This is a genomic window from Bradyrhizobium sp. Bra64 (assembly GCF_024519875.1).
Taxonomy (GTDB): domain Bacteria; phylum Pseudomonadota; class Alphaproteobacteria; order Rhizobiales; family Xanthobacteraceae; genus Bradyrhizobium; species Bradyrhizobium japonicum_G.
This window is the reverse complement of record NZ_JALJRD010000001.1, coordinates 1,059,688-1,078,958: the sequence shown is the minus strand read 5'-3', so window position 1 is coordinate 1,078,958 and position 19,271 is coordinate 1,059,688. Positions and strand designations below refer to the sequence as shown.

Here is a 19,271-nt window from a genome sequence, read left to right as displayed (position 1 = left end):
TAACTCACGGCCAACGACTATTTACGCAACTCGGCTTCTTCCACCGGGATCGCCATCATGGCGACGGAGTTACACTGGAGGGTATGACTCCCATACCCTTGATTGGTTCCCTCAAGGAAGCATGTAAGCTAGAGGATAGCGCGTCAGGACCGGCGCGGAAACCCCTCGCCCGCAGGCTTGGAGATAAATAAGCACCATGAATCCCGTCAAAGAACTGGAAAAGCACGGACAAGCCGTCTGGCTGGACTTCCTGGCCCGTGGCTTCATCGCCAACGGCGACCTGAAGCGGCTGATCGAAACCGATGGCGTCAAGGGCGTCACCTCCAATCCCTCGATCTTCGAAAAGGCGATCGGCAGCTCGGACGAGTACGACGCGCCGATCGGCAAGGCGTTGAAGCGTGGCGATCGGTCGGTCGCCGACCTGTTCGAGGCTGTCGCGGTGGAGGACATCCAGAACGCCGCCGACGTGCTGCGGCCGGTCTATGATCGCCTCAAGGGCGGCGACGGCTATGTCAGCCTCGAAGTCTCGCCCTATCTGGCGATGGACACCGCCGGCACGGTCGCCGAGGCACGGCGGCTCTGGAAGGACGTCAATCGCAAGAACCTGATGGTGAAGGTGCCGGCGACGCCGGAAGGCCTGCCGGCGATCGAACAGCTCATCGGCGACGGCATCAGCATCAACATCACGCTGCTGTTCTCCAGGGACGTCTATCTGGAGGTCGCCAAGGCCTATCTCGCCGGTCTGGAGAAATATGTCGCAGGTGGCGGCGACCCCTCGCACGTGGCCAGCGTCGCGAGCTTCTTCGTCAGCCGCATCGACTCGGTGGTCGACAAGCAGCTCGACGAGAAGATCGCCCGCGCCAATGATCCATCCGAGAAGGAGCGGCTCGCGGCGCTGAAGGGCAAGGTCGCGATCGCCAACGCCAAGGTCGCCTACCAGGATTACAAACGCCTGTTCTCGGGCGCGCGGTGGGACAAGCTCGCCGCCAGGGGCGCCAAGCCGCAGCGGATGCTCTGGGCCTCCACCGGCACCAAGAACAAGGACTATAGCGACGTCCTGTATGTCGAGGAGCTGATCGGCCCCGACACCATCAACACCGTGCCCCCGGCCACGCTGGATGCGTTCCGCGACCACGGCAAGCCGCGCGACAGCCTGGAAGAGAACGTCGACGACGCCCGGCGCGTGCTGGAGGAGCTGGAGCGCTCCGGCGTCTCGCTGGACGCCATCACCGAGGAACTCGTCAAGGACGGCGTCAGGCAGTTCGCCGACGCGGCCGACAAGCTGTATGGCGCGGTCGCCCATAAGCGCGCCACCGTGCTCGGCCCCGCGATCGACCGCCAGCTTCTCTCGCTCGGCGACGGGCTCGGCAAGGCGGTGGCCAAGAGCACGGAGGAATGGCGGGCGTCAGCCAGGATCCGCAGGCTCTGGCAGCGCGACAAATCGGTCTGGACAGGCACGGACGAGGACAAATGGCTCGGCTGGCTCGACAGCGCCGCCAAGGCCGACGTCGCCGACTATGAGGATTATGCCAGCCGCGTGAAGGGCCAGAAGTTCTCGGACGCCGTCGTGCTCGGCATGGGCGGATCGAGCCTCGGGCCCGAAGTGCTGGCCGAGACGTTCGCGCGAAAGTCAGGCTTCCCGAAGCTGCATGTGCTCGATTCCACCGATCCGGCGCAGGTGCGGGCGATGGAGGCGAAGATCGACATCGCCAACACCGTCTTCATCGTCTCCAGCAAATCCGGCGGCACCACCGAGCCGAATGCGATGAAGGACTATTTCCACGAGCGCGTCGCGCAGGCGGTCGGCCCAAAGGTGAAGACCGGCCATCGCTTCATCGCGGTGACCGATCCCGGCTCCTCGCTGGAGAAGGCGGCGAAGAAGCTGAACTACGCGCGAATCTTCCATGGCGAGCCCTCGATCGGCGGTCGCTATTCCGTGCTCTCGCCGTTCGGCCTGGTGCCGGCGGCAACCGCGGGCATCGACGTCAAGACCTTCATCAAGCACGCGCTCGCGATGGCGCGCTCCTGCGGACCGGACGTGCCGCCAGCCGAGAACCCCGGCGTGCAGCTCGGCCTTTCCATGGGCCTTGCGGCGCTCGAAGGCCGCGACAAGGTGACGATCCTGTCGTCGAAGAAGATCGCCGATTTCGGCGCCTGGGCCGAACAGCTGATCGCGGAATCGACCGGCAAGGAAGGCAAGGGCCTGATCCCGATCGACGGCGAGCCGCTGGGCGAGCCCTCGGTCTACGGCAACGACCGGCTCTTCATCGACATCCGTATCGAGGGCGAGGCCGACGCCGCCCATGACTCGCAGCTGGCTGCGATCGAAGCGGCCGGCCATCCCGTCGTGCGCATCGTCATGAAGTCGATCGACCATCTCGGCCAGGAGTTCTTCCGCTTCGAGATGGCAACGGCCGTCGCCGGCAGCATTCTCGGCATCAACCCGTTCGACCAGCCGGACGTCGAAGCGGCCAAGATCAAGACCCGCGAACTCACCGCGTCGTTCGAGAAGACCGGTTCGTTGCCGGCCGAGGAACCGGTGGTCAGCACCGCAGATGCCGATCTCTACACCGACGAGGCAAACGCCGCGGCGCTCCGCGCCGCCGGCGCCAATGGCGACCTCACCTCATGGCTGAAGGCGCATCTTTCCCGCTCCGGTCATGGCGATTACGTCGCCCTGCTCGGCTACATCGCGCGCGACAAGGCGACGATCGACGCACTTCAGGCCATGCGGCTCGAAGTGCGCGAGAAGCGGCATGTCGCAACCTGCGCCGAGTTCGGGCCGCGCTTCCTGCACTCGACCGGGCAGGCCTACAAGGGCGGACCCGACAGCGGCGTGTTCCTCCAGATCACCGCCGACGAGGCCAAGGATCTGGCCGTTCCAGGCCAGAAAGCGAGCTTCGGCGTCATCAAGGCGGCGCAGGCGCGCGGCGACTTCGACGTGCTCACCGAGCGCGGCCGTCGCGCGCTCCGCGTCCATCTGAAGGGCGGGCTCAAGAAAGGTCTCGCGGCGCTCAACGCGGCGCTCAACGACGCGCTGAACTAAGGGAATCCCTCAAATGCAACTCGGCATGATCGGCCTCGGCCGGATGGGCGGCAACATCGTTCGACGCCTGATGCGCCACGGCCATTCGACCGTGGTCTACGATAAGGACGCCAAGGCCGTCGCCGGCCTTGCCGCAGACGGCGCGCAAGGCTCGGCGACGCTGGAAGAGTTCGTCGCCAAACTGGAACGGCCGCGCACCGCCTGGGTGATGCTGCCGGCAGGCCACATCACCGAGACCACGATCGAGACGATCGCTCGCGCGATGCAGGACGGCGACGTCATCATCGACGGCGGCAACACGTTCTGGCAGGACGACGTCCGCCGCGGCAAGGCGCTGAAGGAGCGCGGCATTCATTATGTCGACGTCGGCACCTCCGGCGGCGTCTGGGGTCTCGACCGCGGCTATTGCATGATGATCGGCGGCGAGAAACCGGTGGTCGACCGGCTCGACCCGATCTTCGCCGCGCTCGCGCCCGGCGCCGGCGACATTCCGCGCACGGAAGGACGTGAGGGCCGCGATCCCCGCATCGAGCAGGGCTACATCCATGCCGGCCCGGTCGGCGCCGGGCATTTCGTCAAGATGATCCACAACGGCATCGAATACGGCCTGATGCAGGCCTATGCCGAAGGTTTCGACATCCTCAAGAACGCCAGCATCGAGGCGTTGCCGGCGGAGCATCGCTACGATTTCGATCTCGCCGATATCGCGGAAGTCTGGCGGCGCGGCAGCGTGATCCCGTCCTGGCTGCTCGACCTCACGTCAACCGCGCTCGCCGACAGCCCGGCGCTGGCGGAATATTCCGGCTTCGTCGAGGATTCCGGCGAAGGACGCTGGACCGTGAATGCCGCGATCGACGAGGCGGTGCCGGCCGAAGTGCTGACCGCGGCGCTCTACGCACGTTTCCGTTCCCGCAAGGAACACACCTTCGCCGAGAAAATTCTCTCCGCGATGCGTGCGGGGTTCGGCGGCCACAAGGAGCCGAAGCAGCCGGGTGCTTCGAAACCCAAATAGGGCGCAACAAAGCGAAGGCCAATCGTTCGTGACAAAAGACCCGCAAGTAAAGCGCAAGCCGGAAAATTGCGCCTTCGTCATCTTTGGCGTAACCGGCGATCTCACTCACCGTCTGGTGATGCCATCGCTCTACAATCTTGCCGCCGAGCACCTGCTCCCGGAAAAGTTCTGCGTCGTCGGCGTGGCCCGCAAGAGCCAGTCGGACGGCGAGCTGCGCGACAGCCTCCTGAAGGGCCTGCGCCAGTTCGCAACGCGGCCCGTGGACGACGACATCGCACAGAAGCTGCTGCAATGCGTGACCTTCGTCGAGGCCGATCCGAAGGACCCACCGTCCTTCGACCGCCTGCGCGAGCATCTTGATTCGCTCGAATGCGCGCAGGACACCGGTGGCAACCGGCTGTTCTATCTGGCCACCCCGCCCGCCGCGTTCGCGCCGACCGCGCGCGAGCTCGGCCGTACCGGCATGATGAAGGAGAACGGCGCCTGGCGCCGGCTCGTGATCGAAAAGCCGTTCGGCACCGATCTCGTCACGGCGCGCGCGTTGAACGCCGAGCTGCTGAAGATCATGGACGAGCACCAGATCTACCGGATCGATCATTATCTCGGCAAGGAGACGGTGCAGAACATCCTGGTGCTGCGCTTCGCCAACGGCATGTTCGAGCCGATCTGGAATCGCAACCATATCGACCACATCCAGATCACGGTGGAAGAGAAGCTCGGCGTCGGCCATCGCGGCGGCTTCTACGACGCCACCGGCGCGCTGCGCGACATGGTGCCCAACCATCTGTTCCAGCTGATGTCGCTGGTCGCGATGGAGCCGCCGACCCATTTCGACGCCCATTCGGTCCGCTCCGAAAAGGCCGATGTTCTCTCGGCGATCCAGCAGCCCACCGACGAGGAAGCGCTGAAGAATTCGGTCCGTGCGCAATATCTCGCGGGACGCATCGGCGACGACGAGATTCCGGACTACCGCAAGACCGAGGACGTCAAGCCCGGCAGCACCACCGAGACCTATGTCGCGCTGAAACTGATGATCGACAATTGGCGCTGGGCCGGCGTGCCGTTCTACTTGCGCACCGGCAAGGCGCTGGGCCACAAGCGCACGGAAGTCGCGATCAAGTTCAAGCAGGCGCCGCTGTCGATGTTCTCGGGCACCACCGTCGATCGCCTGTCGCAGAACTTCCTCACCATCGGCATCGCGCCGACCGAGACCATCGAGTTGCAGTTCAACGCCAAGATTCCGGGGCCGAGCATCACCATCGACGGCGTCGAGATGAAGTTTCGCTACGGCGACTATTTTCAGGCCGATCCCTCGACCGGCTACGAAACCCTGATCTACGACTGCATGATCGGCGACAACATCCTGTTCCAGCGCGCCGACGGCGTCGAGGCCGGATGGCAGGCGGTGCAGCCTTTCCTGGACGCCTGGAAGCAGGCCGGCACCAACGGCATCGAGACCTATCAAGCCGGCAGCGACGGCCCGGCCTGCGCCGACGAGCTGCTCCGGCGCGACGGACGAAGCTGGCGGAAGTTTTCGTGATGGCGGCGGCCGGCCAGCCCGAGCTGATCGTCGCAGCCGACGCCGAAGCCCTCGCACAGGCCGCAGCCGAACGGGTGATGGCGCGAATCGCGGCCAATCCCGGGCGCATCGCGATCTGCCTGACCGGCGGCTCCAGCCCGAAGAGGCTCTATCAGCTGCTTGGCAGCGACGCCTGGCGTGGCAAGATCCCGTGGGAGCGCGTGCACTGGTTCATCGGCGACGAGCGCTTCGTGGCCGAAAGCGATCCCCTCAACAACATGGCGGTCGCGCGCGCGGCCTTTCTCGATCGCAACGCGCCCTCCGGCCATATCCACCCGATCCCGACCACGGCTGACAATCCGGATCAAAGCGCCGAGGCCTATGCGCGCGAGCTGCAGGCTTTCTACGGCGCGGACCGGCTCGATCCGGCGCGGCCGCTGTTCGACATGGTCTTGATGGGCGCCGGACCGGACGGCCACACCGCCTCGCTGTTTCCCGGCTATCCCGCGATCGAGGAGACCGAACGCTGGGTCGTCGGGGTGCCCAAGGCCAATGTGGCGCCGTTCGTGCCGCGGGTCTCGCTCACCCTGCCCGCGCTGGCGTCCTGCCGTGAAATGCTGTTCGAGATTGCCGGGCATGACAAGCAGCCGATCTTGACGCGCCTCCTCAATGGCGAGACTCTGCCGGCGTTGCGCGCGCGCTCGAATGGCGAGACCGTCTGGCTGGTCGACCAGGCCGCGCTTCCGGAGGGAATTCGTGGGCCGCGCTGAAGCACCTTGTGCATTGATCGTGATGGGCGTGTCGGGCTCGGGCAAGAGCACGATTGCGGAAGCGCTGGGCCAGCGGCTCGGCTGGCGCTTCGAGGACGGCGACAGCTTTCATCCCGCCAGCAATGTCGAGAAGATGCGGGCCGGCCACCCCCTCACCGATGAGGACCGCTGGCCCTGGCTCAACGCCATCGCCGACGAGATCGCACGGGTCTGCGAACGCGGCGGGCATGTCATCATCGCCTGCTCGGCGCTGAAGCACACCTATCGTGACGTGCTGCTGCGGGGGCGCGACGACGTCCGCTTCGTCTTCCTGAAGGGCACGAAGGAGCTGATCGCCGACCGGCTCGCGCACCGCAAGGGTCACTTCATGCCACCGGAGCTGCTGACGAGCCAGTTCAACACGCTGGAGCCGCCGGCGACGGGCGAGCACGTCATCACCGTCTCGATCGACGAATCCGTCGAAGCGATCGTGGACGGCATCGTGCGGCAACTGAAACCGCGCGGCACGAAACGCTGAGGCCAATCATCCTCGGGAAAGCCAAGGTCCTGCCATGACGAAAATCGCACTCGTGGTCTCCGACGTCGACGGCACGCTGCTGACCAAGGACAAGACGCTGACGGAACGTGCGAGGTCCGCGGTGCAGCGGCTGCACCAGGCCGGTATCGGCTTCACGATCACGTCGAGCCGCCCCGCGATCGGCATGCGGTTCCTGATCGAGCCGCTGGCGCTCTGGCTCCCGGTCGGCCCGTTCAACGGCTCCTCCATCGTCGATCCCGAGATGCACCCGGTCGAGCAGCATCTGATCCCGGCGACCGCGGCCGAACGGTCGCTGCAGATCCTGCGCGAGTTCGGCGCCGACATCTGGCTGTTCACCACCGACAAATGGCTGATCGACAATCCCGATGGCAAGTACGTCCCCCATGAACAGCACACGATCCGGTCCGATCCGACCGTCGTGACGGATTTTACGCCGTATCTCTCCGGCGCCTGCAAGATCGTCGGCGCCAGCGCCGATGCGGCCGGGCTCGAGGCCTGCGAGAAGGCGATGCAGGAGGCGCTCGGCAGCGCGGCCACCGCCGTTCGCTCGCAGACCTATTATCTCGACATCACCCCGCCCGGCTTCGACAAGGGCACGTTCGTGCAGGCCATGGCCAAGCGGCTCGGTATCTCGACCGACGCGGTCGCCACCATCGGCGACATGCAGAACGATCTCGCGATGTTCCGCGTCAGCGGCACCTCGATCGCCATGGGCAACGCCACCGACAGCGTCAAGGAGCAGGCCACCAACGTCACCTCGAGCAACGAGCAGGATGGTTTTGCCGAGGCGATGGAGATGATCCTGAAGCGGAACGGGGTTGGCTGAACGGGCTTCCGGCTCGCTTCACCTCTCCCCGCTTGCGGGAGAGGTCGCCGCGTAGCGGCGGGTGAGGGTTCTCTCCTCTCGGGGGTTCTCGCCCGGCGGAAACACCCCCACCCCAGCCCTCCCCCGCAGGCGGGAGAGGGAGCGAACCGTCGCTGGCGATGCAGTCAAGGCGTTCACTGCTTCGATCGCTGTACTGCCGGCTTATCGCACTCTTGCCTCGCCGCCGACAGATTGTGCGCAGTGTTGATCAGCGCGATGTGGGTCAGCGCCTGCGGGAAATTTCCGGTCTGGCGCCGCGCAAGGGAGTCATACTCCTCGGCCAGCAGTCCGACATCGTTCGCAAGCGCAGCCACGCGGTCGAACAGCGCCTGCGCCTTGTCGAGATTGCCGGACAGCACATGGGCGTCGGCCAGCCACAGGCTGCAGGCGAGGAACGCTCCTTCGATCGGCTGGGTCTCCTCGGACATCTCCCGCGGATCGTGGCGCAGCACAAAGCCGTCACGCAGCAGGTGCTTTTCGACGGCGGCGACGGTGCCGCGGATGCGTGGGTCCTGCGCCGGCAGGAAGCCCACCGCCGGCAGCAGCAGCACGCTGGCATCGAGCAGTTTTGAGCCGTAGGATTCGACGAACGCATTCTCCTCCGCGTCAAAACCCCTGTTGCAGACGTCGCGATGAATCGCATCGCGCAGGGTCCGCCAGTGCAGCAGCGGCGCCTTGAAGCCGAAGGTCTCCGCGCTCTTGATGCCGCGGTCGAAGGCGACCCAGGTCATCACCTTGGAGAAGACATAGTGCTTCGGCTGTCCGCGCCGCTCCCAGATGCCGTGGTCGGGCTGGTCCCAGACTTCGGCGAGATGATCGAGCACGGCGCATTCCAGCGCCCAGGTCGCTTCATCGTCGAGCTTCAGCTTGGCCATGCGCGACTGGTGGAAGGCGTCGATCAACTCGCCGTAGACGTCGAGTTGCAGCTGCGCATGCGCGGCATTGCCGACCCGCACCGGCTGCGCGCCCTCGTAGCCGTCGAGCCAGTCGGCCTCCCATTCCAAAAGCCGCCGCTGGCCCCAGATGCCGTACATGATCTGCATGTTCGCCGGCGACCCCGCGGCGGCGCGCAACAGCCAATTGTGCCAGGCCGAGGCTTCCTCGGTATAGCCCGAGTTCATCAGCGCCAGCAGCGTGAAGGTGGCATCGCGCAGCCAGCAGAAGCGGTAATCCCAATTCCTGGCACCACCGAGCTTCTCCGGCAATGACGTGGTCGGCGCCGCGACGATGCCGCCGGTCGGGGCGAAGGTCAGCGCCTTCAGCGTGATCAGCGAGCGCATGATCAGATCGTGATACTCGCCGTCATGCGTGGAGCGGCTTGACCAGTCATTCCAGAATTTTTCGGTCTCCTGGAGCGCGAGCTCCGGGTCGATCGGCGCGGGCGGATCGAGATGCGAGGGGCCGTAGGTCAGCACGAACGGCACGGTGTCGCCTTGCTTCACCTCGAAATCGGACACCGTGGTCATATCCTCGCCGCGGGTCTTCGCCGTCGTCCGCAGCACGGTCATATCCTGGCCGGCGACCGCCAGCAGGGAATGGTCGATCCGCCGCACCCAGGGGATATCGACGCCGAAGCCGAAGCGGATCACGAGCTCCATCCGCAGCTTCACAGTGCCGCTGACACCGCGCACCAGCCGCACGATGTCGGAGGCCTTGCCGCGCGGCGGCATGAAGTCGATCAGCGCGACGGTGCCGGTCTTCGTCTCAAAGCGCGTCTCGAGGATGAGGGTATGGCCGAGATAGCGGCGCGAGGTCGCGGTGACGTCCTCGCTCGGCGCGATCAGCCAGCGCCCGTTCTTGGGCGTGCCGAGGATCGCGGCAAAACAGGCATCGGAATCGAAGGCCGGCCAGCACAGCCAGTCGATCGAGCCGTTGCGTCCGACCAGCGCCGCCGTCTCGCAGTCGCCGATCAGCGCGTAGTCTTCGATCTTCTGAGACAATGTTCTGCGAGCCTAAAAAATCCCCGGCGATCAACTCCCGCCGATCAAGGAACGTTCCCGTGTGGCGGCCTTCAAAGCTGCGAGATCGACCTTGGTCGCGATCTTGTCGAGCGCAACGGGCAGGCGCTGGCGCCAGTTCGGATGCTCGTCGATCGTGCCGGGAATGTTGGGCTGGTCGATCACGCCGAGCAGATCCTCCATCGACACCGCCAGCAGCCGCGACGGCGTGCGCGACAGGAAGGCGAGCACCGAATAGAGATCGTTGGCGCTGATGCCGTTCTGGCGCAGGATCTCGTCGAGCCTGCCGAGCGCGTCCCAGCGCGCCTGATCGCTCTCGCCGGGGTCCAGCCCGAGCGACAGCTTAACCCTGAGATCGCTGAAAGAGCGCCAGCCCGCATAGGTGCAGAGGTCGTGCGTGTTCAGCGTCACCAGCGCGTTCGGCCGATAGAAGTCGACGTTGCGAAAATGGCCGGCATCGTCGCGCTCGAACATCATGACGAGATAGGACCAGATGCCGAAATCCTGCATGGTCTCGCGAAAACCTTCCGGCACGGTGCCGAGGTCCTCGCCGATCACGATGCATTGATGCACCGTGCTCTCGCGTGCGATGGCGCCGAGCAGCGCCTCGAACGGCATCTGCACATAGGCGCCATTGTCGGGCTTGAAACCGCGTGGCACCAGATAAAGCCGCTTCAATCCCAGCACGTGATCGATCCGGATGGCGCCGGCGTGGCGCATCGAGGCGGCGAGCATGTCGGCGAACGGCACGAAGGATTGCGCTTCGAGGCCGCCCGCATTGAAGCCGGCAAGACCCCAATCCTGGCCGACGGTGTTGAGCACGTCGGGCGGCGCGCCGACGGCGAGATGGCGGGAAATTGCCGCCTGCTCGTTCCAGGCATCGAAGCCGTTGGACTGCACGCCGACGGCGACGTCGAGATAGAGCCCGACGCGCATGCCGAGTTGGATGGAAAGCTCCTTGGCGGCCTGCAACTGCGAATCTGCCGTCCATTGCACGAATTCGATGAATTCGACATCGCGCTTGTCGGGACCGTTGCGCAACTCGGCGCACTTGGCCTCGTCAGGCTGCTGCCATTCGGACGGCCATTCCCACCACGGTCCGGTGAAGCGATGCCGCAGCACCTCGAAGCAGGCAAAGCGGGACAATAGCGGCGCGCGGTCGGCCCGGAAGGCGTCGAACTGGTTGCGGCGGACGCCGCTCGCGCTGGTCACGAAGCTGCCATAGGCGGCGCGCAAGCCCAGCCACTTCAAGGCCGCCATGTCGGCGTAGGGCACACGATTGCCTTCACGCAGGCGCGCGGCGGTCGCGGCCGCGTCGGGGACGAGATCCGCGGTAAATTCCGGGATCGCCTCGACGTCGATATAGAGCGGATTGAGAAACAACCGGCTGTTCGGCGAATAAGGACTGCAATCGGCCGGATGATTGTCGAACAGCACATGCAGGGGATTGAGCCCGACACCGTCGGCACCGAGCTGCTTGGCGAGCCGGACGAGATCGGCAAGGTCGGTGAAATCGCCGATGCCCCAATTGCGCTCCGAGCGGACGCCGTAGAGCTGCACGGCGAGCAGCCAGCCGCGGTCGAACTCGCCGCCAAAGGCCCGTTCGGGCGCCACGATCATCGGCACCTCTTCCGCAACACCCTCGGCATCGGTCAGCGTCAACCGGTGATATCCGAGCGGCAGATCGGCGGGCCAGGCGATCACGGGCTCGCGCGTCTCGCCCTGCGCAATCACATTGCCGTTTGCGCGCAATGTCCATTGCAGCGGCGGCGCGCCCATCGTCGCCAATTCGGTGCGCGGATGTCCCAGGGCCCGGACCACCACGGGCCCGCTGACGAAGCGGTAAACCCGCTTCTCCGGCAGGGCGTCGAGGATGGATTTGAGCGCCACGGGATCGGTAACCCGCAACTTTCCGAGGGCATCGACGAATTCGGACTGAACGCCCTTGATCCGGGCTTGAGCTAAAAGATCCATTCGGCACGCAGCTTGCAGGCCATTTTTGGGCCGGGGGCATCGATTTTAACGAGGTGGTGGAAGACGTTAGTCGGAGTCAACTCGCAAACCGCGCTGACCGTTCCCAGGGAACTAATGACACACAACCGGCTTTCTATATAGGTACCAAGCGTAGGTTCCCGACAAGGGAAACGGGGTCCTGCTTTCTTGTCAATGGCATCACCGTGAACAAGACAATTCAAACTGTCGAAAGTGCCGCAGCCGGCAGCGCTTTCCTCATCGAAGACGTCTACCCCTCGATCGACGGCGGTCGCTTTGCCGTGAAACGGATCGCGCGCGAACGGGTCGAGGTCTGGGCCGACGTCTATCGCGACGGCGACGCCGTGATCGGCGCCGCGCTGATCTGGCGCGGTGAGCAGGACCGGGACTGGCGGAGCGAGCCGATGATCCATCGCGGCAATGATCGTTGGTCCGGCGCATTCACGCCAGTCGAGCCCGGCCAGTATGTCTACGCCATCGAAGCCTGGACCGACGAGTTCGCGACCTGGTCTCATGGGGTCGCGCGCAAGCAACGCACCGGCGCGGATGTCAGCCTCGACGCGATCGAGGGCGCCGGCCTTCTGACCAAGGCGCATGGCGCGCAGCAGGACGCCGCGGCCGTCATCGTCAGACAGTGCGAGAATTATCTTCAGACCGGGGACGTCGCCCCGCTGCTTTCAACCGAGCTCGGTGAAGCCATGGCCGAGAGCCAGTCGCGGCCCGACCTCACCCGCTCGGTGCCCTTCCCGCTGATCGTCGACCGCGACAAGGCGCGCTTTGGGGCCTGGTATCAGATCATGCCGCGGAGCCAGAGCCGGATCCCGGGCCGGCACGGCACGCTCCGCGATTGCATTGCGCGCGTGCCCGACATCGCCGCGATGGGGTTCGACGTGCTCTACCTCACGCCGATCCACCCGATCGGCCGCACCCGCCGCAAGGGCCGCAACAATGCGCCGGTGGCGACCGAGGGCGATCCCGGCTCGCCTTATGCAATCGGTGCCGCCGAGGGCGGGCACGATGCGCTGCATCCCGAGCTCGGCACGATCGAGGATTTTCGCGCGCTGGTCGCGACCTGCCTCGAATACGGCCTCGAGCTGGCGCTCGACTTCGCCGTGCAATGCTCGCCGGATCATCCCTGGCTGACGCAGCATCCGGAATGGTTCAAATGGCGGCCGGACCGTTCGGTGCGGACGGCAGATGGCCCCTATTCGGACATCATCATCCCCGATTTCGCCTCGGTCGACCGGATCGGGCTTTGGAACGCCTTCCGCGACGCCATGCTGTTCTGGATCGACCATGGCGTCACCATCTTCGCCATCGACAATCACGATACCGCGCCGCTTCCATTCTGGGAGTGGCTGATCCGCGACATCCGCCGCCGGCATCCCGAGGTGATCCTGTTCTCCAAGACTTTTGCGCGGCCGAAGCTGATGAAGGGCCTCGCCAAGCTCGGCTTTGCGCAATCCTTCAGCTACTTCCCGTGGCGGACGGCAAGGTGGGAACTGGAGCAATATCTCGGCGAGCTGACGCGCTATCCCGAGCGCGACTTTTATCGGCCGAACCTGTTCGTGAGCACGCCCGACCTGCTGCCCTATCATCTCCAGAGCGGCGAGACCTGGGCGTTCAAATCGCGCGTCGCGTTGGCCGCGACGCTGTCCGGCAATTACGGCGTCTACAGCGGCGTCGAGCTGCTGGAGCACGAAGCGGTCCCGGGCCGCGAGGAATATCTCGATTCCGAGAAATACCAGATCAAGCAGCGCGACTGGGACAAGCCCGGCAATATCAAGCCCTACATCACGCAGCTCAACCGCATCCGCAGTGAGAATGCGGCGCTTCAGCAGACCGCCGATTTGCGCTTCCTCGGCATCGAGGACGGCGAGACGATCGCCTTCGCCAAAGAGGCCACCGATCCCGCCAATACCGTCGTCGCGGCCATCGCGCTCTCGCGCCATGCGCGGGAATTCTGGTTGCCGCTCGGCGACCTCACCATCGACGTCGGCGGCGAGCGCCGCCACGTCACCGCGCTCGAAAACCTCCTCACCGGCGAACAGTCCCGCATCGAATGGGGCGGGATCAAGTTGCGTATCGATCCCGACCGTGATCCGGCGCTGCTGTTCCGCTGCCTGGCGTAAGGGGCCACGCCATGAATGTTCTGTCTTCCGTCGACACCAAGAAAGCCGAGGCTGCCGAGATCGTGGACGAGCTCTGGTACAAGGACGCCATCATCTACCAGCTCCACGTCAAGGCGTTTGCCGACAGCAACCATGACGGCGTCGGCGACTTCGCCGGGCTGACCGAAAAGCTGCCCTATCTTCAGGAGCTCGGCGTCACCGCGCTGTGGCTGCTGCCGTTCTATCCTTCGCCCGGCCGCGACGACGGCTACGACATCGCCGACTACGGCTCGGTCAATCCCGATTTCGGGACGATGAAGGATTTCAAGCGCTTCATCCAGGAAGCGCAGAAGCGCGGCCTGCGCGTCATCACCGAGCTCGTCGTCAACCACACCTCGGACCAGCACACGTGGTTCAAGCGCGCGCGCCGCAGCCATCCGGGCTCGAGCGCCCGCAACTGGTATGTCTGGAGCGACACCGACCAAAAATACCAGGGCACCCGCATCATCTTCACCGACACGGAAAAGTCCAACTGGACCTGGGATCACGAGGCCGGTGCGTTCTACTGGCACCGCTTCTTCTCGCACCAGCCGGACCTCAATTTCGACAATCCGCGCGTCGTCAGCGCGCTGATCCAGGTGATGAAGCGCTGGCTCGATGCCGGCGTCGACGGCTTCCGGCTCGACGCCATTCCCTATCTGTGCGAGCGCGAAGGCACCTCGAACGAGAACCTCCCCGAGACGCACGCCATCATCAAGCGGCTGCGGCAGGAGCTGGATTCCTACTCCAAGGGCAAGCTTCTGCTGGCCGAGGCCAATCAATGGCCGGAAGACGTGCAGGAATATTTCGGCCGCGGCGACGAATGCCACATGGCCTACCACTTCCCGCTGATGCCGCGCTTCTACATGGCGATCGCGCAGGAGGACCGTTTCCCGATCACCGACATCCTGCGCCAGACGCCGGATATTCCGGCGAGCTGCCAATGGGCGCTGTTCCTGCGCAACCATGACGAGCTGACGCTGGAGATGGTCACCGACGTCGAGCGCGACTATCTCTGGACCACCTACGCCAACGATCCCCGCGCCCGCATCAATGTCGGCATCCGCCGCCGCCTCGCGCCGCTGATGGACAACGACCGCCGCAAGATCGAGCTGATGAACTCGCTGCTGCTGTCCTTCCCCGGCACACCGATCATCTATTACGGCGACGAGATCGGGATGGGCGACAACATCTATCTCGGCGACCGCAACGGAGTGCGCACGCCGATGCAGTGGAGCCCTGACCGCAACGGCGGGTTCTCGCGCTGCGACCCGGCCCGCCTCTACGCGCCGCTGATCATGGACCCCGTCTACGGCTACGAATCGGTGAACGTGGAGGCACAGTCGCGCAGCCTGTCCTCGCTGCTCAGCGCGACCAAGCGCCTGATCTCGGTGCGCAAGTCGACGCTCGCCTTCGGCCGCGGCACCATGACTTTCATCCGTCCGGCCAACCGGTCCGTGCTGGCCTATGTCCGTCAGTATCGCGGCGAGGTGATCCTCTGCGTCGCCAATCTTTCGCGCGCTGCGCAAGCGACAGAACTCGACCTGTCGCCGTGGAAGGACCGCATCCCGCAGGAAATGCTCGGCCGCAGCCGCTTCCCCGCGATCGGCGAACTGCCCTACATGATCACGCTCGGACCCTATGGGTTCTACTGGTTCCAGCTCCAGGAGCGCGACAAGTCCGAGCCAGTGACACCAAGCGCGGTGCCGGAATTCGAGACGCTGGTCGTGCCGGTGAATTCGACCTGGGTGTCGCTGGCGCGCGAGCGCGGCGTGTTCGAGCACGAGGTGCTGCCGGGATTCCTGTCGCGCACGCGCTGGTTTCCCGAGCAAAATCCCAAGCACATCAAGCCGACGCTGACCTCGGCGGTGCCGTTCTGCGACATCGGCGACAACCGGCCCTGGATCGCGTTTTTCGAGACGGCGCGGGACGAGGTCAAGACGCGCTACGTGCTGCCGATGCAGATCGAGTGGGTGCGCTTCGACCGCGAACGCTTCAACCCGAAGGCGCTCGCCGCCGTCCGCCAGGGCGCGCGCGAGGGCACACTGCTCGACGTTGCGACGGAGCAGATCTTCATAGGTCTGTTCCTGCGCAATTTGTCGCAGAACCTGGTGGTGGAGGAGAACAATCTCCGGCTGGAGTTCAAGGCGACCAGCCGGTTCGCCGACTACTCCATCAAGGAGCCCGAGCGCATCCGCGCCGTCGAGCAGTCCAACAGCACCGCGCTGGTCGACAACCAGTATGTCTCCAAGATCTATCGCCAGCTCGAAAGCGGCATCAATCCCGAGATCGAGATCGGCACCTACCTCACCGAGGTCGCCCGCTTTAGCAACACGCCGGCGCTGCTCGGCAGTGTCGAGCTGGTCGAAGGCGACAGCCGCAGCGCGCTCGGCGTGCTGCACGCCTATGTCGAGAACCAGGGCGACGGCTGGGCCGTCACTGCCGGCTATCTCGACCGCTATATCGACGAGCAGCGAGTACTGCCGCCGGGCGAGATGGCGCACGAGACCCAGGAGCAGGCACCCTATCTGCACTTCATGGCGCAGATCGGCAGGCGGCTCGCAGAACTGCATGTGGCTCTCGCCGCCGCGAAGCCCGGCGATCTCGCGCCGGAGCCGATCGGCTCCGCACACGCCAAGCGCTGGGCATCCGACCTCAAGGCACGGGCCGAACGCGTCTTCGAACGGCTGGCCGACAGCCGCGACGGCCTGCGCGAGGCGGACCGGCCGCTGATCGATCAGCTCACGGCGGCGCGTGCGACGCTGTCCGACCGGCTGAATGTGCTCTTGCCATCCGACATCGGCGGATTGAACATCCGTCATCATGGCGACTTCCGCCTCGGGCAAACTCTGATCGTGAAGGACGACATCTTCATCATCGACTTCGACGGCGATCCGCGTCTGCCGCTGGCCGACAAGCGGCGCAAGGCACCTGCCGCGCGTGACGTCGCCGGCCTGATCCGCTCGATTGATCTTTCGGTCAACGCGGCGCTCTACCGCGCGCTCGCGGGCGCCTCCGACGAGCAGGGCCGGCTTACGGCCGCGCTCGACGAATGGCGCGAGCGCGCCGCCGCGACGTTCCTCACCGCCTACCGGGAAGCCATGACCGATCGGCGGCTGTGGCCGGAAGAGCGGCAATCCGCGGCAGGCCTGTTAAGGTTTTTCCTGCTTGATCGAGCGTTCGACGAAGTAGAGTACGAGCTGTCCCACCGGCCTGAGGGGCTCCATGCGCCGCTGTCCGGACTGCTTCGCATTCTGACCAGTACCGAGAGCGAAGCCCATGCCTAAACTCCCAGCCGAAGCCTACGCGATCATCGAGGGCCGCCATTCCGACCCCTTCCACTATCTCGGGCTGCATCCCGAGGGCGGCAAGAGCGTGGTACGCGCGTTTCTTCCCGAAGCCTCCAATGTCGAGGCGGTCGGCGAGCACGGCGAGGTGGCGACGCTCGACCGCGTCCATGCTTCGGGCCTGTTCGTCGGCGCCCTGCCGAACGGCTCGAAGCGCTATCAGCTCCGCGCAAAGTTCGGCAACGACGTCGTCGAGTTCGAGGACGCCTATCGCTTCCCGCCGATCCTGACCGATTTCGATCTCTATCTGCTCGGCGAGGGCACACATCAGCGCCTTTACGACAAGCTCGGCGCGCATCCGATGCGGCTCGAAGGCATCGACGGCATCGGCTTCGTGGCGCTGGCGCCCAATGCGCGGCGCGTGTCGGTGGTCGGCGACTTCAACTTCTGGGACGGGCGGCGCCATCCCATGCGGGTGCGCGGCGCCGGCTACTGGGAATTGTTCATTCCGCACGCCAAGGCGGGCGACCACTACAAGTTCGAGATCATTGGGCCGCACGGCCACTTGCTGCCGCTGAAATCCGACCCGATGGCGTTTGCGAGCGAAGTGCGTCCGAAGACCGCCTCCATCGTGTTCGACGAGGCGCATCTGCCTCGGCCGCGTCCGATTCCCGACGGCATCAACGCGCTGTCGGCGCCGATGTCGATTTACGAGGTTCATCTCGGTTCATGGCGACGCAAGAACGGCGGTGAATGGCTCACCTATCGCGAGCTCGCCGAGCAGCTGCCGGCCTATGCCCGCGACATGGGCTTCACCCATCTCGAATTCCTTCCCGTCAGCGAGCATCCGTTCGACGGCTCCTGGGGCTATCAGCCGACCGGCCTCTATGCGCCGACCAGCCGCTTCGGCACGCCGGAGGATTTCGCCGCGCTGGTCGATGCCTGCCATCGGGAGGGCGTCGGCGTCCTGCTCGACTGGGTGCCCGGCCATTTCCCGGACGACCCTCACGGGCTCGGCAGCTTCGACGGCACCGCGCTCTACGAGCACGCCAATCCGCTCCAGGGCCGCCATCTCGACTGGGGCACGCTGATCTACAATTACGGCCGCACCGAAGTGACGAATTTCTTGGTGTCGAACGCGTTGTTCTGGCTGGAGCGCTACGCCATCGACGGCCTGCGCGTCGATGCGGTCGCCTCGATGCTCTATCTCGACTACAGCCGGCCGCCAGGCGCGTGGATTCCGAACCAGTATGGCGGCCGGGAAAACATCGAGGCGATCAACTTCCTGCGCCGCTTCAACACGGAAGTCTTCGCCCGCTTCCCGCAGGCAACCACGGCCGCCGAAGAGTCCACCGCCTGGCCGCAGGTCTCGCGCCCGGTCGAATTCGGCGGGCTCGGCTTCGGCTACAAGTGGAACATGGGCTGGATGCACGACACGCTGAACTACATCAGCAAGGATCCGATCCACCGCAAGCATCATCACGGCGACATCCTGTTCGGCCTGCACTACGCCTTCTCGGAAAACTTCATCCTGCCGCTGTCGCATGACGAGGTCGTGCACGGGAAGCGCTCGATCCTGGGCCGCATGCCCGGCGACGAATGGCAGCGCTTTGCGAATCTGCGCGCCTATTACAGCTTCATGTTCGGCCATCCCGGCAAGAAGCTGCTGTTCATGGGCGCGGAGATCGCGCAAAGCCGCGAATGGAATCACGACCAGTCGCTCGACTGGCACCTGCTCGAATACAAGTTCCACTCGGGCATCCAGGCGCTGATCCGCGACCTCAACCGGCTCTATCGCGCGGTGCCGGCTCTGCACCAGATGGACTGCGACCAGGCCGGTTTCGAATGGCTGGTCACGGATGACGCCAACCGCAACGTGTTCGCCTGGCTGCGCAAGGGATTCGACGAGCACGCCAGGTGCATGGTGATCATCAATTTCTCGCCCAACGTCTACCAGAACTACCGCGTTCGCGTGCCGTTCGGCGGCAAATGGAAGGAAGTTCTCAACTCGGACTCCGCCCATTACGGCGGCAGCAATGTCGGCAATATCGGCGAGGTCCAGGCGGTCAATGGCGAGCTCCGCCTCACCATTCCGCCGCTCGCCGCGATCTTCCTCGTTCCGGAAAGCTGACCG

11 protein-coding genes are annotated in these 19,271 nt (G+C 65.1%); 9 read left to right on the top strand and 2 right to left on the bottom strand.

The features are described 5' to 3' along the window. The first annotated feature begins 196 nt into the window (after positions 1-196). From NR187_RS05175 to NR187_RS05150, 6 genes are read left to right on the top strand one after another with little or no spacing between them, the layout of a single operon-like run. The gene (locus NR187_RS05175) at positions 197-3,046 is read left to right on the top strand and encodes a bifunctional transaldolase/phosoglucose isomerase (protein WP_256805911.1); all 2,850 of its coding nucleotides are present in this window, start codon (positions 197-199) and stop codon (positions 3,044-3,046) included. A gap of 13 nt (positions 3,047-3,059) precedes the next feature. After that, complete coding sequence (gene gnd / locus NR187_RS05170) at positions 3,060-4,058, top strand: phosphogluconate dehydrogenase (NAD(+)-dependent, decarboxylating) (protein WP_211384348.1); 999 nt, start codon at positions 3,060-3,062, stop codon at positions 4,056-4,058. 28 nt (positions 4,059-4,086) lie between these two features. Next, positions 4,087-5,598 (top strand): glucose-6-phosphate dehydrogenase, encoded by a 1,512-nt coding sequence (gene zwf / locus NR187_RS05165; RefSeq protein WP_256805910.1) that lies wholly within the window; start codon positions 4,087-4,089, stop codon positions 5,596-5,598. Beyond that, positions 5,598-6,347, top strand: coding sequence for a 6-phosphogluconolactonase (pgl, locus tag NR187_RS05160; protein WP_256806206.1), 750 nt, complete (start codon positions 5,598-5,600; stop codon positions 6,345-6,347). The genes zwf and pgl overlap by 1 nt, the downstream gene beginning before the upstream one ends. Next, positions 6,334-6,864, top strand: coding sequence for a gluconokinase (locus NR187_RS05155; RefSeq protein ID WP_211384345.1), 531 nt, complete (start codon positions 6,334-6,336; stop codon positions 6,862-6,864). The genes pgl and NR187_RS05155 overlap by 14 nt, the downstream gene beginning before the upstream one ends. 34 nt (positions 6,865-6,898) lie before the next feature. After that, positions 6,899-7,711 (top strand): HAD family hydrolase, encoded by an 813-nt coding sequence (locus tag NR187_RS05150; RefSeq protein ID WP_256805909.1) that lies wholly within the window; start codon positions 6,899-6,901, stop codon positions 7,709-7,711. 173 nt (positions 7,712-7,884) lie between these two features. On the opposite strand, the gene NR187_RS05145 is transcribed toward NR187_RS05150, so the two are convergent. Continuing rightward, positions 7,885-9,690, bottom strand: a complete 1,806-nt coding sequence (locus NR187_RS05145; RefSeq protein WP_211384343.1) for a glycoside hydrolase family 15 protein — start codon at positions 9,688-9,690, stop codon at positions 7,885-7,887. A 30-nt stretch (positions 9,691-9,720) separates the two neighbouring features. Continuing rightward, complete coding sequence (gene malQ, locus NR187_RS05140) at positions 9,721-11,682, bottom strand: 4-alpha-glucanotransferase (RefSeq protein ID WP_211384342.1); 1,962 nt, start codon at positions 11,680-11,682, stop codon at positions 9,721-9,723. Between the two features lie 203 nt (positions 11,683-11,885). On the opposite strand from malQ, the gene NR187_RS05135 reads away from it, so the two are divergent. The 3 genes from NR187_RS05135 to glgB are packed head-to-tail and all read left to right on the top strand — an operon-like array spanning position 11,886 to position 19,268. Further along, a complete protein-coding gene (locus tag NR187_RS05135; protein WP_211384341.1) occupies positions 11,886-13,832 on the top strand; it encodes a maltotransferase domain-containing protein in 1,947 nt (648 codons plus the stop codon). An 11-nt stretch (positions 13,833-13,843) separates the two neighbouring features. Continuing rightward, entirely contained in the window at positions 13,844-17,137 is a 3,294-nt protein-coding gene (gene treS / locus NR187_RS05130) for a maltose alpha-D-glucosyltransferase (RefSeq protein WP_256805908.1), read from the top strand. Then, on the top strand, positions 17,130-19,268 hold the full coding sequence (gene glgB / locus NR187_RS05125; RefSeq protein ID WP_256805906.1) for a 1,4-alpha-glucan branching protein GlgB: 2,139 nt from the start codon (positions 17,130-17,132) through the stop codon (positions 19,266-19,268). Before treS ends, glgB begins: the two co-directional genes overlap by 8 nt. Positions 19,269-19,271 lie beyond the last annotated feature (3 nt).

Excerpts from the sequence above, each read along its gene's own strand:
- NR187_RS05175 (WP_256805911.1), top strand. The coding sequence starts at position 197 with ATGAATCCCGTCAAAGAACTGGAAAAGCACGGACAAGCCGTCTGGCTG.
- gnd (WP_211384348.1), top strand. The coding sequence starts at position 3,060 with ATGCAACTCGGCATGATCGGCCTCGGCCGGATGGGCGGCAACATCGTT.
- pgl (WP_256806206.1), top strand. The coding sequence starts at position 5,598 with ATGGCGGCGGCCGGCCAGCCCGAGCTGATCGTCGCAGCCGACGCCGAA.
- NR187_RS05150 (WP_256805909.1), top strand. The coding sequence starts at position 6,899 with ATGACGAAAATCGCACTCGTGGTCTCCGACGTCGACGGCACGCTGCTG.
- malQ (WP_211384342.1), bottom strand. The coding sequence starts at position 11,682 with ATGGATCTTTTAGCTCAAGCCCGGATCAAGGGCGTTCAGTCCGAATTC.
- treS (WP_256805908.1), top strand. The coding sequence starts at position 13,844 with ATGAATGTTCTGTCTTCCGTCGACACCAAGAAAGCCGAGGCTGCCGAG.
- glgB (WP_256805906.1), top strand. The coding sequence starts at position 17,130 with ATGCCTAAACTCCCAGCCGAAGCCTACGCGATCATCGAGGGCCGCCAT.